Below are 19,219 nucleotides of genomic sequence, written 5' to 3' on the forward strand. Positions count from 1 at the left end.
TTTTCCACCGTATCATCAACAGATACAGTTAGAACCTTGCGGGCCATGATATCCTTTACCTTGATTTCGGAAAGCAGGTAATAGAGTTCATGCATATCAAGGGTAGTGGCCTTAGAGGGGGAAGCTTCCTTAATGTCCCGGTCAGAAACGATGCCTACCAGCACGCCTTCTTCGTCCACAATAGGCAGCCTGCTGATGTTGTTGTCCTTCATCAGCTTGGAAGCCTTCATCATTGAACGGTCGTGGGTCAGGGTAATTACGTCCTTGGACATCCAGTTCTTAACCAGCATAGGGAACCTCCTTGGGGCCGTCGGCCTGTGATGTTTCTATAAGATGATCAGCTGAACAATGCAGTTCAATTCCGCTTGATACTAACTTTCTCCATTTTCTTACTTATATGATTATATAAACAAAGGTCTGCGGTCAATGATCATAAACTTAAAAAGCCGCGATCATGCATTTCGGCAAGAGAATATTATTCATCGATGGATCTACCAGACAGCTGAAGAGATCAGGCCTTGCGGAAAAACAAGCCCGGTCCGATTTCAGGACTATCACAATGCAGAACAGCCAGCGTACCGGAGTGAACAACATCCTTTGGTTCACCATTAGTAGCCTCAAAGGAATAACCTCCTGCTTTAACAAGAGGACGCTCCAAACCGGGAACAATAATATGCACATCACAATCATTTTCCCAGCGGGCTTTTACGGAAATGAGCCAGCTTCCATCTTCACGCAGTTCCAGCACACGCCCCACAACTGGTTTGCGCTCCTCCTTGGACGGAGGCTGGGCAATAGTGCTGGGACCTGATTTCTTGAAAAAAGCTGTAGTCAGAGGACGTGTGGCGGCATTGGTAAGTTCATCCATAGCATTTCCGGGCAGAGAACCACCCTCTTTGGCTTTATCAATGACTGTGCGATACACATCCACAACCTGCGCAAGATAGGAAGAACTCTTGGTCCGCCCTTCAATCTTCAATGATGCGATCCCCAGCTTGGCCAGCATGCGCACGTAATGCACAAGACAGAGGTCTTCCGCTGCAAAAAATTCAGTATGTCCGTCATGCTCAACCGCTTCCCAAACATCCTGCCCGGGACGGGTCTTTTCCTCCACCCGCAGTCCGGTAGCCTTGTATTCAAAACGGCAGGGATGGGTACAACGGCCCATATTTGCAGAACGGTCATTAAGCCATGCACTCAGGAAGCAACGGCCGGAGATCGCCATGCACATGGCCCCGTGCACAAACATTTCCAGCTCCATTTCAGGACATTTACCGGCAATATCAGTTACATCGGCGGCGGAAAGCTCGCGTGCAAGGTTGACCCTTGAAGCTCCGAACTTCTGCCAGAATTTCGCAGCTTCGCTGTTTCCGGTATTAGCCTGAGTGCTGATATGCACCGGGATATCCGGCAAGACTTCCGCAGCAAGCATGAGCACGCCGGGGTCGGCAATGATCAGTCCGTCCGGAGGACATTCAGCCAGCTTTTCAAGATCAGCGCGAACCTTGGCGAGGTCCTTTTCCTTAGGATAAGCATTAACACAGAAGTAAACCTGAACATTATTACTGCGGCAGAGATCAAAGGCAGCGGGAAGCTCTTCCCACTTGAACCCAGCCCCGGCAGAACGCAGGTTCAAATCCCCTGCCCCGAGATAAACCGCATCAGCACCATAGGTCACAGCGGTTTCGAGTTTTTCCATATTACCGGCAGGACAAAGGAGTTCCGGCATTTCACCAAGGATCGGACGGGCAATATCAGGATTGTCTGTTTTATTTTCTGTAGATGTATTCATAGCAAGATTAATAATAGTGTTAAATTTTGAATCCTCTGGACTGCCTGAAGGCCTTGATCCCGTCAAGTACGCTGTGATGCACAAAAAGATTTCCGGTACCCTTACCGAGCTTGATATCCGGCTTTACATAGCCGTGGAAATCAGAACCTCCGCTGGGCAGCAAATCATATTTGCGAGCCAGCCCCTTGACGATTCCGGTCATCTCAATGGTGTGTGAACTGTAGTAAACTTCAATTCCCTGCAACCCCATTTCCTTTAAACGCCCTACTTCACGATCCAGTTCTTCTTCATTAGTACTGAGCAAAAACGGATGGGCAAGAATAGGTGTAGCGTCAGTCGAACGCAGCAGGTTAAAGGCTTCTTCAGCTGAAATATTGTTCTTGGGATAATAAGCCTTACCTTTTTTGCCCAGATATTCGTCAAAAGCTTCATCAAAACTCTTCACATACCCCTTCTGGAACATAACCCGGGCCATATGCGGCCTGCCGAGGGTTCCGGCGGCCTGACCCTGCACCTCTTCCATAGAGATGTCAAAGCCGAGTTTCTGCAATTTAGTTACAACAGCTTCATTGCGCTCAATTCTCCTCGCACGGACTTCATCAAAAACACGCTTCAAGCGCTCAGAATACGGGTCCACCCAAAGTCCCACGATATGTAAAACCCCTATTTTGCTTTCAACACTTAATTCACAGCCGGGAACAACTTCCACACCTGACTTTACCCCGGATTCAAGGGCTTCAGGCAAACCTGCCATGGTGTCATGGTCGGTTAGGGCAATGGCAGTGAGTCCGGCTTCTTTTGCGGCCTTAACAAGTTCCTTAGGAGTAAATGTTCCGTCTGAAGCGGTGGAGTGGGTGTGCAGATCGATGGCAGACATAATAATCTCCGGTGGTAGCGCAGAAAAATGCGGGGTTGAGGAATTCTTTTTCTATAGTTATAGGGTAGGGATCAAACAATGTGCAAGGAGTACCTTTATGACTCTGAATAAAGAACTGATCGACATACTCGTCTGTCCTAAATGCAAAAGCGAGCTGGACCTTCTACCCGGTGAAACAGGACTCAAGTGTGATGCCTGCAATGTTATCTATCCGGTAAAAGACGAAATACCGATCATGCTCGTTGATGAAGCTGTTCCCGCTGACCAGTGGGAAAATAAATAAGTACAAATCCAAACAATGCGGGAAACAGCCTTTTTGGCTAACCGCGACACCACAAGGAGTTTCCATGTCCCAAGCCAAAGACGGCGACAAAATCCGCGTCCACTATGCCGGTTCCCTCGAAGACGGTACCGAATTTGATTCCTCTTACAAAAGAGGCGAACCTCTTGAGATCGTTCTCGGTCAGGGCATGCTGATCAAGGGTTTTGAAGACGCTGTCAAAGGCCTTTCCGTTGGTGAAAAGGTAAAAGCTACCATCAGCCCCGAAGAAGGCTACGGCCCCTACCACGAAGAACACACTTTTGAAGTAGACCGCAACCAGATTCCGCCTGAAATCAACCCCGAAGTGGGCATGATGCTCCAGGTTAACACCGACCAGGGTGTTACCAACGTAACAATTAAATCCGTATCCGACGAGAAAGTTGTCCTCGACGGCAACCACCCCCTCGCCGGACAGACCATGATTTTCGAGATTGAGCTACTTGAAATTATGGCTTAATTTCCATGGGTCTAGCGCCCATTTGAGAAATATTAAATCCCCGCAGGAACTGCCCTGCGGGGATTTTTTAATTATATCAAGCACTTATAGACACATACTAGATTTTTTATATAAAATTTTATTTTGCCAATGTTGACAACCTAAACCGAATGCATATTTGTAATGCAGACGAAGAAAACAGGAGGTTATTTATGGTTATCGATTTTGGTTCATTCTATAACTTTCCGTATGAATTTGATAAAATATTCAACGACGTCTTTAATCCTCATCACAACAGACGAAGAAAGGCATCATACCCTCCGTTAAATATCGTTGAGGATAAAAACAATATATATATTCGTGCGGAAGTACCGGGAATTTCCATTGAGGACATGGAAATAACAGTTACAGATAAAGATCTTGTACTCAAAGGAGAACGCAAACTTCCAGAAGGAAGATACTTTCGTCAGGAAAGGCCTTCTGGAGTATTCCAAAGAATTGTATCTATCAATACTACTGTTGACGTAGACAAAATCACTGCATCAACAAAAGATGGAATTTTGAATATTACTCTTCCAAAAACTGAAGCTTCCGTTCCCAGAAAAGTCGGAATTACTGTTGAATAAAGGAGGATTAATATGACTACTGAAAGAAATATTGAAAAATTCAGTCCCGCAACTGATATTATTGAAAGCGAACAGGGCTTTTACATGTATGTTGACCTGCCCGGCGTAAGCAAGGATGAACTTGCAATAGACCTTGATGAAAACACCCTGATTGTCTCAGGAAAAGCAGCGGCAGCACTGGGCGAAGATGAAAAATTTATTAATCAGGAATTCTGCGAAGGCGAATATACCCGTAGATTCACCATCGCTGATATTGTTGACCGCGAAAACATCAAAGCCAACCTGAAAAACGGCGTGCTCGAACTATTCCTGCCCAAAATGCCGGAAGTTCAACCCCGTAAGATACAAATCACAAGCGAATAAAATTACCCCACTCCTTCATACACCCCTCGAAAAAGGCTCCCTTTGCCACAGGGAGCCTTTTCAATTTAAAAACTACTTCACGCCTTTTTCATTCAAAAATTTGCCAAGGTCCTTATCTGTTTTCAAAATATGATTCCGCAGCCAGTCAGCGAGATATTTAAAAACCTTGACCGGCTCAACAGGATTCCCCGATTTTACCAACAGATCGAGCGCTTCTGCCTTCACAGTAAAGTCATGATGCATTCTTTCGTGTTCTTCATAAGCGGGATAACCATATTTCTCCATAAACCTTTCCTCTGTGGAGAAGTGGCTTACCGCATAATCGCACATGTCTTTTACCAGAACTTTGAGAACCTTCTCCTCTTCCATATTTTTAACCGAGTCATAAGCCTTGTTAATCATGGCAACAAGCTGCTTGTGCTCTTTATCTATAATATTTACCCCGACCGAATAACCATCATTCCATTCCAAAATCGGCATTCCAACTCCTATCTAGAAATTATTCATCCAATAGATTATCAACCTTAAGACTATGCACCCTTTGATGAGCCCAATAAACACCTATTACTGCCATATCAGGTTTGCCCGCAAAGACCGTTTCTGGTAAACCGCAAGAAACCCTTTTAAGGAGGAAATTAAAAATGAAATTTATCAAGATATTGCTGGTAAGTTCCCTTTTCTGTGTGGCCCTTTTTGCTGGAACCGCTAACGCAGCCGGTTCCAAAGTTTTCGTACAACTGCAGACCAGCATGGGTAACATCGTGCTCGAACTGGACGCAGCCAAGGCTCCCGTTACTGTGGAAAACTTCCTGCGCTACGTAAATGAAGGACATTACAGCGGAACCATCTTTCACCGCGTAATTGACGGCTTCATGATTCAGGGCGGCAACTTCGACAAAAACATGAAACAGAAAGCCACCCACGCTCCCATTGAAAACGAAGCCCGTAACGGCCTCTACAATGACAAATATACCATTGCCATGGCCCGCACCAATGATCCCCACTCCGCCACAGACCAGTTCTTTATTAATGTTAAGGACAACGATTTCCTTAACTTCAAGTCCGAATCCGGGTCCGGATGGGGATACGCGGTTTTCGGCAAAGTCATCGGCGGCAAAAAGGTTGTCGACAAGATCGCCAAGTCCGTAACCTTCCGCAAAGGCCCTCATAGCGATGTCCCGGTAAAACCCATTACCATCATCAAGGCTGAAGAACTTAAGCAGTAAGCAGATGTTAAGTTTAGTTATTTATAATACCCTGTCACCATGTGGCAGGGTATTTTTTTGACAACACCACCCTGAAATTTTATGACTGTGCCAAGCTTCTAAAAACATTCCCGGAGGAAATTTCATGCACCTGAAGAATAAAATAGCCCTTTTACTCATAATCGCCCTGACACTGGGACTGGCCGGATGCCAGTCTGCTTATTACAAGACCATGGAAAGTTTCGGCTACCATAAGCGGGATATCCTTGTTTCAAATGTTGAAAAAGCCCGTGAGTCACAGGAAGAAGCCAGTGAACAGTTCAAGAGTGCGCTGGATAAATTCAGTGCCCTGACCGGCTTCCACGGCGGCGATCTTCAGGAAACATACGAACGCCTCAACGACGAATATGAAAACAGCGAAGCTGCAGCACTTAAAGTACGCAAGAGAATTGATGCGGTCGAAGAAGTCGGGAACGATCTTTTTGATGAATGGAATGCTGAACTTGACCAGTACACCAGCAAAAAACTGCGCAATGAAAGCCGGGTAAAACTTTCCAAGACCAAGAGCAAATTCAAGCGGTTGCTCTCCGCCATGCGCAAGGCTGAAAAGAAAATTGATCCGGTACTTAATGTTTTCCGCGATCAGGTGCTCTACCTGAAGCACAACCTGAATGCTCAGGCTATTGCATCTCTCAAATCTGAGCTTAATACCCTTGAAGGAGACATCGGCAGACTGATCAAGGAAATGCAGCGTTCAATCGATGAAGCCGACGCTTTTATCAAGGAATTAAAGAAGAATTAAGAATGGCAAACTGTCATTGAACTTTGAAACAAAAAATCCCCGAAGTAACCTACTCCGGGGATTTCTTTTCGCGCTTGTTAATCCAGTGCTGCGAAAACGATTTAACCGTTAACTACCTGCAGCTGTTTTTTTACAAATTCCAGTTCATCTTCAGATTTAGTTGCAGCCTGCTCAGCCAGAGCCTGAGCGCAAAAGGTAAGCATCACGTCTGTATCCAGCCCCAACAGAATGGAGCCATTGGACACTATACAGGTTTCACCCTGATCTTCCATCAGATAAGCCCTTTTGTCTCGCTCCTCACCATTTCTGGTAGCAATGGAATAGCCTGTGCGCCCCTTCTCGGTACTGTAAATCTTTTCAGATACCAGCTCCCCGCTGTCCTCATTGTAATTGAGGGATTCATTTTCAAGTTTTCCGACAAAGGAAATCTGGCCGCCAAAATCATTTTCCAGAGTCACCCTTTTAAGGGCAGCTGACTTTTTCATGATCCTTGTCCACCGATGTTTCTCAAATGGGCAGTTTCAGTTGCTCAGAACCTTGCTTCTCACCCTTCCCTTTCTTGGGAGCCGCCTGCAAACCGGATTCAATATATTCCAGCAGGGAACTTTCCGGCACACGCCACTGGCTACCGACCTTGATACCGCGAATTTTTCCCTCCTGAACCAGCCTATAGGCAGTTCTCGGATGGATTCTCAGCGTGTCGGCAATCTCACGTACCGTGTATAGCGTAGGCGAGGGAGTCAAAGCCTTGTCCTGATTTTTCAAAATTACACTACGATGTAGACGTTATGACACTATTTGTCAAAAAATGTCAAAGAAATGCATTCATGTCTCTTTGTTTCTGCCACAATACTCCAACAACCATTAAATTAACCGAAATTACAAAGAAAATAACAAGAAACAGACATCCGAATGAAAAGCATCTACAATCTCAGGTTGAAAATTAATTTGTATTTTTTTTAAAAAAACACAAAAAAAGCCCTTCCGGTTGAACCAAAAGGACTTTTTTAGATTTTTTAAGAGATAGTCTAGAATCTCAGTCGGGGATCACGCGGCCAGTAACCGTTGTAATCGTAACAGAGATAGACTGTGAATTTTCTGGACGGTTTCCCACGGAAAGTAGTCTGAATATGGATTGGCGAACTTACCCGCTTAAACATCTTTTTCATCTCTTCATTGGTATTGCTATTGAATTTTTTAATCACATATACGCAATCCCAACCGATCTTATCCAGAGGACCGGGCCAAAGATCATACTGATTCATACGCCGATCGATCCATGCGCAATAAGTACGGGGCTGCCCCGGCACATAAAAAGCCAAAGCCGCTGTCATGTCGTACTCATCACTCATGACAAAAACTTTGGAGGAGTCCTTGAACTGAGTTTTTTCCAACTCCACCACCTGCTGACCGAGGTCAGTCCAACCTTTAAGACGGTGGGTGGGGTTAAGATGGTCCGGCAAAGGAACAAGATTCTGGAAATGAAGCACCACGAAAATCACGATGCTCAAAGACATCCATAAAGAGCGAAAACGGCCTCTGCGACCCCAGAAACTTTCAAAAGCAAAACCGGCAATCATCACTCCGCTGACATATGATATGACAGCCCAGTTGCCGAGTACCTTGGCATGGAAACTCCAAAGAAAAAAGAAAACCCAGACAGGAAGGAAAAACACGGAAAGCAGTGCGCTCTGCCTATGGTTCAGGTTCATCAGGTTGCGTCCTTTACCTTTGAGAACAAAAGCTAAAGCAGCAAATCCGCCGATGAACATAAATACCAGCCACCACGGGGTAGCCATACCGACCTGCTCACCAAAAAACGGCAGAAAACGATCGAAACGCAACAGGTGGGAAGCCTTGTTTCCGGAAGCACCGACCAGATGCAGAACATGTTTGTAACCCACAAAATTATTCTGCATGTTCCAGATCAATGTAGGCAGGAACCCAAGGAAAATACCACCTGCCAGCGAGAGGGACAGCTTCCGCCAGAATCCGCGCGGCAACCTTTCCCTGCGCATGAGCAGCAGTCCGTACATAACCGCAAGACCAGCAAAACCGAGCATGGTGTACTTAGCCAGAATTCCAATTCCAAAGAAAATACTGATCAGGAAAAAAGGTTTGGTTTGCGACTCATTGGAATCTCTTTCAAGTCCCGGAGGATGCGGAATGGAAGCCTTGTACAAAGCAAAAAGCGCGCAACTCCAGCAAAGGATAAATGGGTTGTCCGTGGTCATCAAAATTCCAAGGGCCAGATATACCGGCATGGAATTGTAAATGATCAAGGTCCAGATCGCGGCAATAGGTCTTTGCCACATGCGAGCCACACCCCAGAAAAGCACAATCTGGGTCAGCAGAGAACCGACAACCGAGCCGAAACGGACCCCGAATTCAGTATTGCCGAACACGGAAGTCCAGAGCCCGATAATCCAGGCGATGAGCGGACCTTTGGAATAATAGGTAAGCTGCATGTGCCGGGTCCAATCCCAATATTGAGATTCATCCTGCACAAGGTTGAGCTGCCCAGTTCCGAGAAACCAGAGGCGGGCAAAAGTACTGATAAAAATTATGGCAACAGCCCAGATTACGGGCTTACTTTTAAACGAATCATTTAACGATGACACTTAATGTGACCTCCTTGCGAGGAAACTTCTTATCCGAGGCTGCATAAGAAAACAACAGCCCGTTTTACGGCAGATAATACCAAAAACAAAGCCCCCGTTAGCAGGGGGCGGAGCATTCAAAAAAACTTTTCCCGGATTGCGTCTGGCCCCGGTTACAGTCCCAGCTTCTTGATCCTGTCCTCGGGCTTGATGATCTCGGTAACCCTGAATCCGAAATTCTCATTGATTACAACAAGCTCACCACGTGCAACCAAGCGGCCTTCAACGTACATATCCAGCGGTTCCCCGGCCAGTTTATGTAACTCGATAACCGTACCCTGACCGAACTGGATAATCTCGTTGACCAAAAGCTTGGTCCGCCCCATTTCAACTTTAACTTCAAGGGGAATGTCCAGAATGCGTTTCAGACTTTGCTCAGCCATTTTATATAAACTCCGCTAAAAAACTTGATTAACTGAAGGCAGGATACAGCAAAAATCTGCAAACAACCAGCAAAAGACCAGCTCTTTAATTTCAGCCCCTTACTTAACCCTTTCCACAGACGGCCCACCCTCTTTCTGTGGTTGCAAAGCCAGAATTGCATCCGCACTTTCGGAAAACAAATCCAAAGGATGATGGCTGATAACAAGGACCTGAAAGCCCAGCCGCTCTGCAATGGTCCTAATCAATTCCATGAATCCGGGCACAAGGTCAGGACGCAACCAGCAATCCTGCTCATCAAGCACCAGAAACGGCCTGTGCGCTTCGGGATTAAGCCGCGACAGAGCAATAAGCCGCAGACCCACAGATAAAATATTGCAAACCGAGCCGCCCTGCCCGACCATGATATCTTCTTCGCCGCCCTGATTTAAAATCTGGAAATCAACCTGCAGCTTTTTATCACGGATAGAGGCAACGGCCTTAACTTCACGATCCTGACCAAGAATTTCACGAATAGCATGAGTCAGGTTGGTTTCAAGCTCACTCAAAAGTTCCCCGAACAAAGCGGTGGAAAGCTCTTCCAGCCGATCAGCCGCACCCGGAGCAAGTTCCAGAAATTCATCAATCTTGCGGCCCTCTTCGCGCAAAAACACCCAATCGTCCAAGCGAGAACTTGCCTTAGCACTTAAGCGATCTGCTCTGCGTTCTAAGGAGTCCAAAGTTGGAATAATTTCATTCGCACTATCTTTCATAGTAAGAACTAACCAAAACTATTAAAAGGATTTAGGCCACCGGAGGCATTAATTATTGCCTTCCAAATTATCCAGGCCTTCTTTAATTGACATGATATGAGCTCGATACTCTGTAACCAAACGTGCGTTTTCCGCTTTTTTCTCTTCCAAAAGCTTACTCAACTCCTGCGGATCGCTGGTGCCGTACTGTGCCTTAGCTTCTTCTTCCAGCGCGGCAAGCTGGCTGGTAGTACTGGCAAGCTCCTGCTCAGTTCTAATTTTCTTATCATGCAACCATTTATGCTGATCTTTGAGCAGATTAAGTTCCTGCTCAAGGCCATTTACCGACTGATTTGCGCCATTATTCATTCCATTACCCATTGCCATCGGTAACCTCCGTATACAATTCCCAGATGAGTGTACTTTCCGGCTCTTCCGGGTCGATATTATCTGTTAAAAACTGCTTAAGTCCTTCGCCTTCATGGGTTCGTTTCCATGCAAGACGCTCAAGGCCCTGTAAAAATTTTGATTCGGCTGCTGCGGCATCTTCGGATTCGGGCAGGAAATCCTGATTAGGGAATACTTCGTAAAAGTCACGATGTGGAATTTCCCATTTATCAAGATCATCACAATCCGGAGTCCAGATTCCTGCCTGCGGCTTGCGCTCAAGAGCCAGTCTGGAAAATACCAATCTACTAATATTTCCCGGATTAGCCCAAGTGGTCATTCCGGTGGTGATGGATTCACGCGGGCGGTGAATATGCCCGTTTATAATCCAATCTATCCCCGTTTTTTCCTTAATTACGTGCTGCTTTTTCTCACACTCGGGAAAAGAAATATTATGGTGAGTCACCCAGACAACCTTAATATACTTATCGTCTTCGCGATCAAATTCCTTGGGAATTGGCGTAGAATCGGGAGATGCCCCAATCAACACCAGCCCCTGCGGAGTCTCAAGTTCAAAAGCCGGACCCTGTTCGCTGATCAGGTTGATAACTCCGGCAGCATCAAGCACGGCCATAGAAACATCCGGCGTGAAGCGAGCCTGATATTTATCATGGTTCCCCACCAGCACAAACGGCCTATACTTACCAAACAGCCCAATCATATCCACCAGCAAGGAATTGCCGTTATCGCGCGGCCAGTGAAAAAGATCACCTAAGATTAGCGGGATCATGTCCAATTCAGCTGCCCGCTCGAAACAGGCCTCCAGCTTAGCCAGTACGTCCGCAGCAAAATCTCCCAGCCGCTGGCCCGGAGGAGTGGAGGCTATATGAGGGTCCCCGATAAGGAAAAGCCCGTTAGCTTTTACTTGCTCAAGACTCATGGAGTCCCTCCCCGATCAACTTTTTAGCATCAAGATCACCGCCGCAGAGCGGGCAATTCCCGATTTCAGCCAGACGGAGCTCAATTTTACGGTTGAGGTCAGCTTCGGACTTTTCGAGCTCGATCAAACGGTACTGCGCATCAGCATGCGCTGTGCGCAAAGAGGAAAGATTGTTCATCATCTGCATAAGACCGGAAAAATCATGAAGTTCCGGCGGATCATTTAACGGAGCCAAAACAGCAGCACGGCGTAAAATATTGTCCCGAACAGAAGAGTTACGGGTCACATTGCGGATCGTTGAGGAAAGAGCGGTAACATCTTCGAGCTGCGGTGGAGATTCTAGCGGTTCCAGCACCTTACGTCGCGCCTTGTTCTTTTCTTCTGCAAAAGTAAGTTGGTTTTGCCTCGCAAGGCTAGCTTCAAGGTGCTGAACAGTAAAAAGCTCCGGCGGAGCTTGCAATCCATTAAGAGATTCAGACCTTGCTTTCAGGTTCTGCCCATGACGACGCAAACGTTCCATGCCCGAAACTACCCGCTCCAAGGGTGTGGAAGGGAAAAGTTCCGGCACTTCCTTCAATTCCGACAATTCTTTTTCCCGCGCGCCGAGGCTTGTTTTATAATTTTCAAGCTCGCCCTTACGCTGCAGATATTTTTCCAACGCCGGAATTTCATTATCCAGAACATCCATCTGCCCTTTCAGTTCGCGGGCGGTTTCAAGTTCCAGATTTACATCGGGCAGAGTTTGCAGTTCATCAAGCTCAGCACGGATTTCATCAAGTTTCTGTTGCTGAAAACTTTTCTCCCGCTTGGCTGCACGGACCCGATTTTTAAGTTCGGTCTGCATGGCCAGCAAATGTGACGCTTCCGAAGACGAAGCAAAAAACTGAGCAGCAACAGACGAAGGCTGGTCGAGCAGAAAAATTGGGTTACGCTGATTGCCGATGTGTACATCCAGTGATTTGCCGCCTTCCAGCGGAACCTGATTAAGGCGCAGGATGTTCAAAATATCTTCCGGGGTATTGCGCCCGAATTTGGCATAAACTTCCCATTCCTCTTCGCCGGGACGCAGCACTTCGTACCACGCAGTAGCTTTTTTACGAATCCACGCAACACGAACGCCGTCATCCATTTCCAATTCAACACGGGCCTTTTTTGCCCCGTGACGGATAAAATGCTTCGGCAACGGATTAGTGGCAATGCAGCGCAAGGCCTCAACAATGGAAGATTTACCACTATTGTTAGGACCGGTCAGCACGGTCATGCCCGGACCTAGCTCAATCTCGGTTTCCGCATGGGCCAAGAAATTTTTTAATAAGATTTTTTTGATCATTTATGCCTTCGGCGACCAGAGGGGGAAAACTTTTGCAAAAGTTTTCCCCCTCTGGACTCCACCTTTAAAAATCTTTTAATAGGCTTCGCTCTGTTAACTAAGAGCAGCCTTTGAAATTTGTTCTGCTAATTCTTTACCTATGGATGACCTACTTTGCAATGAATGGGCAGTATTCAATTGAAGATGGAGTTAAGGAATTATCTTTTTCAAATAAAATCACAGGCGACTCCAGAATCAGCCCCGGTTTACCGCCCTTAACAGCTTCAAGCATCACTACTTTTGATGGGGAATCTATACGCCCGTGGATAAATTTCATGCGCTTAGGTTCCAACTTGTGACGGGTGAAGGACTCCACCAACTCGGTCAGCCGTTCTGCGAGAAATACAAAGCAGACCCGCCCCCGATTACGGACCATACGTGAAGCCGTTGCAGCAAATGCATCAAGATCGCAATCAACCTCGAATCGGGCCTTGTTGCGATCTTCATCCGGGCAGGATTTGCCCCTGCCCTCGCTACGGTAAGGAGGATTGGAAACCACCAGATCGTAACTCCCGGCTGGCGCAAAATCCGTTGTGCAGACATTGCCCTGCTCAATGCCTATTTCATCAGCAAAGCCCAGACGCTGCACATTCTCCTCAGCAGCCGCAACCATTTCCGGATTAATTTCCAGCCCGGTAACAGTCAGCCCTTTATCCGGATGCCGCAGCATGATGCCCAGCGGAATCACCCCGCTGCCTGTTCCAAGATCAAGCACACGCGCCCGACTAGGAACAGACACAAAGCTGCTTATCAATAAAGAATCAGTGGAAAATCTAAAACCCGTTTCAGGTTGAACTAACCCACGAGGAAAATATTCTCTGGAAATTTCAGGCATAAGAACAAACCAAAACTAATAAAAGTTTTTGGGATTCTTAAACCCTTTTGCAAAAGGGTTTAAGCCGCCGGAGGCATAACCAACTCATAACAATCGCGAAACGCATCAAATCCTTCTTCTTAATGCTCCAATCAGCATCCGGGCATCATCTGACTTGAGCAGCAGCGAACCGAATCCATACACTGCCATCCAAACCGGGATAAGTGCGAACCAGAAAACATCATAACCGGCACTGTACCACGCCCCTGCTCCTATCAATGCACTGAGCAGCACGCTCTTTGCCACACTTGCAAACGGTACCGGAATAAGCCCAGTCCTGCGCCCCATAAGAATTGAAAGCAGCAGACAGTTGAGCATGGAGGAAAGCGAAACCGCCAAGGCCAGCCCCACATGGGCGATATGCTGCATGAGCAGATAACCTGCGCCGACGTTAACCAGCAAACAAAGGATAGCAACCTTGACCGGAGTCCGGGTATCTTCCTGTGCATAAAATGCTGAAACCAACGGGCGGGACATGGCAATGAACGGCAAACCTATTCCGTAAGCCATTAGCGCCTGAGAAGTCGCTGTCACCGCCTGTGCATCAAAAGCCCCACGTTGAAAAAGCAAACCGATAAGCGGCTCGGCAAGGGAAACCAATCCAGCCATAGCAGGCAGGGAAATGAACAGGATCAAACCGACACTCTGCTTGAGAGTCTTGGCGAAATCATCGTGCTGGCCTTCCACATACAGCTTTGCCAGACTAGGCAGAGCCGCTGTACCTACAGCGATACCGAAAACACCCAGCGGAAACTGCACAAGTCGGTCAGCATAATAAAGGTAGGACACCGATCCCACAGGCAGAAACGAAGCCAGCAAAGTCCCCAGAACAACATTGATCTGATAGACCGCCGCTCCAAGCACTGTGGGCAGCATAAGTTTACCCATACGTTTAACGCCGGGATTATCAAGCTCGGCCTTACCGCGCCAGTGCAGCCCGATACGTTTAAGATAGGGCTGTTGCAGCATCCATTGCAACACGCCACCGATAAGCACACCCCAAGCCATAAACAGAGCCACGCTGTTTCCGGTAAAATAACCGATCAACGCCGCTCCGATTAGGGCTATATTGAGCATGCACGGGGCCAGTGCCGGAGCCAGAAAATGGCCCAGACTATTCAGGATGCCCATGCAGAGCGCAACACCGCAAATAAAAATCACATAAGGGAAACAGATTCTTACCAAATCAACTGTAAGAGACATCAACTCTGGATTTCCGATAAATCCGGGAGCAATGAGCAGCACAATGTATTTAGCTCCGACAATTGCCAGTACGGTAAGTGCGCCAAGAATAAGCAGCAGCCAAAGCATGGATGATCTTGCCATTTCAAAGGCTGCGCCATCTCCCTGCTCCTTACGCACCCGGCTGAAAACCGGAACAAAAGCCATGGTCAGGGAACCTTCCCCGAACAGCCTGCGCAACAGGTTGGGAATACGAAAGGCAACAAAAAATGCATCTGCAGGCAGGCCAGCGCCCAACGCGAATGCAACAATAAGGTCCCTGACAAAGCCAAGGACCCTTGAAAGCAAAGTCGCCCCGGCTACTACCGAGGCGTTGCGGACTATTTTACTAGATTCAGCGGTCATCGCCCCCTAATCCTTCATTTTCTGACAATTGCTGCAAAAAGTGGAAGTTCGCCCTGCGACAGTAGCGCCTTCAAAAGTCTTTCCGCAGTCGGGGCAAGGTTCACCTTTCTTGCCATAAACTTTAAAACTATTCTGAAATCCTCCGGCATCACCACCAGCATCCACATAATCACGGATGGAACTGCCGTTTTCCTGAATAGCCTGTTTAAGTACGGTCTGCAATTCAGTGAAGAGCCTTACCAGAGATTCATTGGAAAGATCGGATGCCTTTGCCTTGGGATGAATGCCGGACCGAAACAGGGATTCGTCAGCATAAATGTTTCCGCAACCGGCCACTACGGACTGGTTGAGCAGCAAGCCTTTGATCTGCGCCTTACGTCCTGAAACGCGTTCGGCAAGCTCTTCGGCAGTTACTTCCAGCGGTTCGGGACCGAGATTCTTATAAAAATCCCATTCCTGCAACTCTTCATTGTTCAAAGCACGTACTTCCCCGAACTTACGGGTATCGTGAAATTCAATTGAACCGCCGTCGGTAAGGCCGAAAACAACTCGGGTGTGCGTCTCGGGGGTGGTTGGGCCATCATGGGCCAAAACCCGTCCGGTCATCTTAAGGTGAAAAGTTACATGCAAATCTTCGCCAAGATCCATGATCAGTAACTTGGCGCGACGGTGGATACGGGTAATCTTCTCCCCGGCTACGCGGGAGGAGAACAGATACCACGGCATTTTGACAGAACTGTGGTTGAGAATTTTAACAGATTCAATTGTCTTCCCTTCAAGAGATTTGGCAAGACCACGGGATATTACTTCTACTTCCGGCAATTCTGGCATTTTACACTTCCTGAAATATCTTATTTATCTTTCTTCATGCGGGTCAGTCTGCCCATATCAAGGTCGAAAATCTTGCCACGACGATCAATGGTGAAGATCAGCGGCTTGTCGTCCTTATGGGCCTTGGACCCGGCCATGTGCATGGCAGTCAGGCTGGTTACAGGAATTCCCTGCGCCTTGGCAATAATATCTCCGGGACGCAAGCCTTTCTTGTAACCCTTGCGGTCTCGCTTAACAGCGGTGATCACCGCCCTGCCCTGACGAATTTCAATGGTCATGCCCATGCGACTTTCATAAGACGGCGGACAATAAAAGAATGAATCCGCGGCTGTGGGATAAAATTCATCACCCCGCCAAGGCATGATGGTCATAACCTTGGCCTGCGGGTCAAGTACTTTCAGCCTGCGCGGAATGCCCCAGCCGTGCTCTACATGTCCGCCCCCGGCAAGAATGACCACCGGATGGCCGGAACTTCGGCGCAACTGCACAGCCTTTTCCGCCATACCTGTATCCCAAAGGGATTGGACTAGAAAAAAACGCTCAATCTGCTTTGGATCTGTGGCATCGCGGTCCTGATGCATGGCGAGGACTTCTTTCAATCCCTCCTCCTGTTCGGGAGCGGAAGAGATTACTTTTTCCGGCAGCATAGCCCTGTCTTCCGGGGAAAGCCCTTCAAGTCCTTTATCACGCACCTCTTTAACCACACGAAAAGGGAAATTCAATCCGGCAACGGTCAGCCTGCGCTTTTCCGCCAGTTCAAAAATAGGCTTGAACATGTTGAAGTCAAAACGCCAACCGTTCTCCCAATCAAGTTCCTTGGGCAACTCCGTGACCGGAATCTGGCCGAGATTGAACCGATTAAGAATATCCTGCTTCTGAGCGGTTACCATCTCAAGGCCTATGGCAACCTTAGCGTGCCCGCTGGTCACACCTTCAAGAATATCAAACTGAGCCTTGTGGTCACAGATGGAGGTATGCCCTTCGCCGATAAGCACATAGTCGGCTTTTGAGGCCTCAACTATAAGCTTATCGAATGGAAGCTGATCGCCGACAGAATCAATGTAATCCCCGGAACAAGGCAGAAAAGAAACCGCCATTTCTGGTGGAATGTTTTTCTTCACACAACCGCCAAGCACAAAAAAAAGTGCGCAAAGGACCAGAATGGCCCTTGCGCACTTGTTGTCGGTATTAAAAGTCATACCCGGGCTAATCCCAGTTACGCTTATCTTCAATGGGCCTGATCTGCGGAGGCAGGGAGCCGGGAGTCAGAACCTTGAGGATGGGGCGCAGCTTGATTTTCTCGCGGAACATGTGCAGCAGCTCATCTTCACGCTTGAAGTTGGAAACTTCAATATTGAGAATCATTTCATCAATGCCGCCGGGGTTGGTAACTTCGATCTGCCAGCGTTTGACTTCTTCGAAGTGAGCCATGACCTGTTCCACCTGATGGGGGTATACGAACATACCCTTAATGCGTGCAGTGGTATCCACGCGTCCTACGATGTTACCGAGGCGTGGTGTGGAGCGGCCGCAGGCACATGGAGTGCGGTCAATGTAGCTCAGGTCGCCGGTGGCGAGTCTGATCAGGGGGTAGGTCTTGTTGAAAGCGGTGATTACGATTTCACCTACTTCACCGTCCTTGAGCGGAATACCGGTATCGGGATGGCAGATTTCAACAAAAGCACGGTTAGTGATGTGCAGGCCGTTCTTGTGGTAGCACTCGTAACCGATACAACCGACGTCTGCGGTTCCGTAACCCTGACGCATGATCAGGTCGAATTTCTTTTCCAGATCGGAACGCATTTTCTCGGAGAATTTTTCCCCGGTGACAAATGCGACTTCAAGATACAGATCCTTCCGCAGGTTCAGGCCGGCTTCTTCCGCCTTCTGAGCCAAGTGCATAAGATAGCTGGGAGTACCGACGTAACCGGTAACACGCAGTTTCTGCATGATTTCAAGCTGGCTGTTGGTGGAACCGGGGCCAGCGGGAACAACTGCGCAGTTAAGATTGCGCAGGGGTTCTTCAAACATAAGTCCGGCAGGAGCCAGATGATAGTTGAAAGTAACCTGTGCTACGTCACCGGAACGGAATCCGGCAGCGTAGAAACCTTCAGTCCATCCCCAGTAATCATCGGAACGGTCTTCGGGATCGAAGATGGGACCGGGGGAAAGGAAGACACGGCGAAGTTCGCCGAGGTCTTTGGTCAGCAATCCGCCGAGACGGGGTCCCATGGACTGCAGGAAGATCAGTTCTTTCTTCTTTAATATAGGTATATGTTTGAGATCGGAAAGTTCTTTGAACTTATCGACTTGAAACTGTGCTCTGTCGAAACGTTTTTTGACGTCTTCAGAATAACGGTAGGCATAGGTCAGAAGTTCTTTAAGCTGCAACGCGCAATATTGGCGTCTTTCACCTTCATCAAGAACTTCACGACGGCTATAGATGCCTTCGGTACGGTCTTTACGAGTCATTTATAGGTTTCCTCCATAATTTATTGCTAAATAAGTGTCGGCACTTCATTCAGCTTAGCCAATATATGAAAACAAAACATATTTGTCAACTTTTTTACTATTTATACATTTATTTCAGTAAGATACACTCAATCAGCGCAATACTTCACAGTAGCAGAGTATATTGAAGAGGAAAGATTCTAACACCAAAACAAGAAAAAATAAACTTTTTTCATTTTTTTAGTTGACAGAGAAGTGCTGTCTGGATAAAAGCTTCTTCGTTCGCACGGAGAGGGTCGTTAACTCAGTTGGTAGAGTATCTGCCTTTTAAGCAGAGAGTCGCTGGTTCGAGCCCAGCACGACCCACCAGCAAACACTCCGCAGATTAGCGGAAGTTCTTTTTCAAAATGGCGGTTTATCAAAACCCGTTGAAAGTTCTTGACAAGCTTCAAGCAACTTGATAATCTTGATAGACGCGCTTTAAAATATACGGGTCGTTAACTCAGTTGGTAGAGTATCTGCCTTTTAAGCAGAGAGTCGCTGGTTCGAGCCCAGCACGACCCACCATTTTGAAAGAAAAGGGCA

The 19,219-nt window shown here is 47.5% G+C and carries 22 protein-coding genes, 2 tRNA genes and 1 pseudogene (1 of these 25 running past the window's edge); 8 read left to right on the plus strand and 17 right to left on the minus strand.

The genetic code is table 11. The features are described from left to right. From ACKU40_RS15255 to ACKU40_RS15265, 3 genes are all read right to left on the minus strand, one after another. Positions 1-290 carry the 5' portion of a CBS and ACT domain-containing protein gene (locus tag ACKU40_RS15255; protein WP_320173649.1) on the minus strand. It extends 388 nt beyond the left edge of the window, so only the first 290 of its 678 coding nucleotides appear in the window; its start codon is at positions 288-290; its stop codon lies off the left edge, out of view. 221 nt (positions 291-511) lie between these two features. Next, positions 512-1,792, minus strand: a complete 1,281-nt coding sequence (locus ACKU40_RS15260) for a peptidase U32 family protein (RefSeq protein ID WP_320173650.1) — start codon at positions 1,790-1,792, stop codon at positions 512-514. 19 nt (positions 1,793-1,811) lie between these two features. Next, the gene (locus ACKU40_RS15265) at positions 1,812-2,669 is read right to left on the minus strand and encodes a PHP domain-containing protein (protein WP_320173651.1); all 858 of its coding nucleotides are present in this window, start codon (positions 2,667-2,669) and stop codon (positions 1,812-1,814) included. Between the two features lie 97 nt (positions 2,670-2,766). Here ACKU40_RS15265 and ACKU40_RS15270 point away from each other — a divergent pair, with 97 nt between their 5' ends. The 4 genes from ACKU40_RS15270 to ACKU40_RS15285 all read left to right on the plus strand — a co-directional run bounded on the left by ACKU40_RS15270 (position 2,767) and on the right by ACKU40_RS15285 (position 4,416). Next, positions 2,767-2,952, plus strand: coding sequence for a Trm112 family protein (locus tag ACKU40_RS15270; RefSeq protein ID WP_320173652.1), 186 nt, complete (start codon positions 2,767-2,769; stop codon positions 2,950-2,952). 64 nt (positions 2,953-3,016) lie between these two features. After that, positions 3,017-3,448 carry a peptidylprolyl isomerase gene (locus ACKU40_RS15275; protein ID WP_012765657.1) on the plus strand — a complete coding sequence of 144 codons (432 nt, stop codon included), beginning with the start codon at positions 3,017-3,019 and terminating at the stop codon, positions 3,446-3,448. A gap of 191 nt (positions 3,449-3,639) precedes the next feature. After that, positions 3,640-4,053: an Hsp20/alpha crystallin family protein gene (locus ACKU40_RS15280; RefSeq protein ID WP_320173653.1), complete on the plus strand. Its 414-nt coding sequence runs from the start codon at positions 3,640-3,642 to the stop codon at positions 4,051-4,053. Positions 4,054-4,065: 12 nt separating this feature from the next. Then, positions 4,066-4,416 (plus strand): Hsp20/alpha crystallin family protein, encoded by a 351-nt coding sequence (locus ACKU40_RS15285; protein WP_320173654.1) that lies wholly within the window; start codon positions 4,066-4,068, stop codon positions 4,414-4,416. Between the two features lie 72 nt (positions 4,417-4,488). Here the strand turns inward: ACKU40_RS15285 and ACKU40_RS15290 are convergent, their stop codons facing one another. After that, on the minus strand, positions 4,489-4,896 hold the full coding sequence (locus ACKU40_RS15290; protein WP_320173655.1) for a bacteriohemerythrin: 408 nt from the start codon (positions 4,894-4,896) through the stop codon (positions 4,489-4,491). Positions 4,897-5,057: 161 nt separating this feature from the next. Between ACKU40_RS15290 and ACKU40_RS15295 the strand changes: the two genes are divergently transcribed. After that, positions 5,058-5,642 (plus strand): peptidylprolyl isomerase, encoded by a 585-nt coding sequence (locus ACKU40_RS15295; protein WP_320173656.1) that lies wholly within the window; start codon positions 5,058-5,060, stop codon positions 5,640-5,642. Positions 5,643-5,766: 124 nt separating this feature from the next. After that, positions 5,767-6,423, plus strand: a complete 657-nt coding sequence (locus ACKU40_RS15300; RefSeq protein ID WP_320173657.1) for a DUF2959 domain-containing protein — start codon at positions 5,767-5,769, stop codon at positions 6,421-6,423. 101 nt (positions 6,424-6,524) lie between these two features. On the opposite strand, the gene ACKU40_RS15305 is transcribed toward ACKU40_RS15300, so the two are convergent. From ACKU40_RS15305 to ACKU40_RS15365, 13 genes and pseudogenes are all read right to left on the minus strand, one after another. Continuing rightward, positions 6,525-6,908 (minus strand): hypothetical protein, encoded by a 384-nt coding sequence (locus tag ACKU40_RS15305; protein WP_320173658.1) that lies wholly within the window; start codon positions 6,906-6,908, stop codon positions 6,525-6,527. A gap of 22 nt (positions 6,909-6,930) precedes the next feature. After that, positions 6,931-7,188 carry a helix-turn-helix domain-containing protein gene (locus tag ACKU40_RS15310; protein WP_320173659.1) on the minus strand — a complete coding sequence of 86 codons (258 nt, stop codon included), beginning with the start codon at positions 7,186-7,188 and terminating at the stop codon, positions 6,931-6,933. Between the two features lie 263 nt (positions 7,189-7,451). Next, complete coding sequence (locus tag ACKU40_RS15315) at positions 7,452-9,044, minus strand: glycosyltransferase family 39 protein (RefSeq protein WP_320173660.1); 1,593 nt, start codon at positions 9,042-9,044, stop codon at positions 7,452-7,454. 152 nt (positions 9,045-9,196) lie between these two features. After that, positions 9,197-9,451: pseudogene (gene fliN, locus ACKU40_RS15320) on the minus strand (flagellar motor switch protein FliN); the annotation flags it as partial. A 114-nt stretch (positions 9,452-9,565) separates the two neighbouring features. Next, entirely contained in the window at positions 9,566-10,216 is a 651-nt protein-coding gene (locus tag ACKU40_RS15325) for a hypothetical protein (RefSeq protein ID WP_320173661.1), read from the minus strand. 48 nt (positions 10,217-10,264) lie between these two features. Continuing rightward, complete coding sequence (locus tag ACKU40_RS15330; RefSeq protein ID WP_320173662.1) at positions 10,265-10,582, minus strand: hypothetical protein; 318 nt, start codon at positions 10,580-10,582, stop codon at positions 10,265-10,267. Then, the gene (locus ACKU40_RS15335) at positions 10,569-11,522 is read right to left on the minus strand and encodes a metallophosphoesterase (protein WP_320173663.1); all 954 of its coding nucleotides are present in this window, start codon (positions 11,520-11,522) and stop codon (positions 10,569-10,571) included. The genes ACKU40_RS15330 and ACKU40_RS15335 overlap by 14 nt, the downstream gene beginning before the upstream one ends. Continuing rightward, positions 11,512-12,852 carry an AAA family ATPase gene (locus ACKU40_RS15340; protein WP_320173664.1) on the minus strand — a complete coding sequence of 447 codons (1,341 nt, stop codon included), beginning with the start codon at positions 12,850-12,852 and terminating at the stop codon, positions 11,512-11,514. The genes ACKU40_RS15335 and ACKU40_RS15340 overlap by 11 nt, the downstream gene beginning before the upstream one ends. A 148-nt stretch (positions 12,853-13,000) precedes the next feature. Beyond that, positions 13,001-13,630 carry a methyltransferase gene (locus ACKU40_RS15345; RefSeq protein WP_320173665.1) on the minus strand — a complete coding sequence of 210 codons (630 nt, stop codon included), beginning with the start codon at positions 13,628-13,630 and terminating at the stop codon, positions 13,001-13,003. A gap of 201 nt (positions 13,631-13,831) precedes the next feature. Further along, the gene (murJ, locus tag ACKU40_RS15350; RefSeq protein WP_320173666.1) at positions 13,832-15,352 is read right to left on the minus strand and encodes a murein biosynthesis integral membrane protein MurJ; all 1,521 of its coding nucleotides are present in this window, start codon (positions 15,350-15,352) and stop codon (positions 13,832-13,834) included. Between the two features lie 6 nt (positions 15,353-15,358). Next, the gene (mutM, locus tag ACKU40_RS15355) at positions 15,359-16,183 is read right to left on the minus strand and encodes a bifunctional DNA-formamidopyrimidine glycosylase/DNA-(apurinic or apyrimidinic site) lyase (protein ID WP_320173667.1); all 825 of its coding nucleotides are present in this window, start codon (positions 16,181-16,183) and stop codon (positions 15,359-15,361) included. Positions 16,184-16,203: 20 nt separating this feature from the next. Further along, the gene (locus ACKU40_RS15360) at positions 16,204-17,382 is read right to left on the minus strand and encodes a ChaN family lipoprotein (protein ID WP_320173668.1); all 1,179 of its coding nucleotides are present in this window, start codon (positions 17,380-17,382) and stop codon (positions 16,204-16,206) included. Between the two features lie 7 nt (positions 17,383-17,389). Further along, the gene (locus tag ACKU40_RS15365; RefSeq protein ID WP_320173669.1) at positions 17,390-18,655 is read right to left on the minus strand and encodes an AMP-binding protein; all 1,266 of its coding nucleotides are present in this window, start codon (positions 18,653-18,655) and stop codon (positions 17,390-17,392) included. A 272-nt stretch (positions 18,656-18,927) separates the two neighbouring features. Here ACKU40_RS15365 and ACKU40_RS15370 point away from each other — a divergent pair. Together ACKU40_RS15370 and ACKU40_RS15375 are read left to right on the plus strand one after the other, a co-directional pair. Continuing rightward, positions 18,928-19,003: transfer RNA gene (locus tag ACKU40_RS15370), tRNA-Lys, on the plus strand. Positions 19,004-19,125: 122 nt separating this feature from the next. Then, positions 19,126-19,201, plus strand: a tRNA-Lys gene (locus tag ACKU40_RS15375). Positions 19,202-19,219 lie beyond the last annotated feature (18 nt).

The sequence above is a fragment of the Maridesulfovibrio sp. genome (genome assembly GCF_963666665.1).
GTDB lineage: Bacteria > Desulfobacterota > Desulfovibrionia > Desulfovibrionales > Desulfovibrionaceae > Maridesulfovibrio.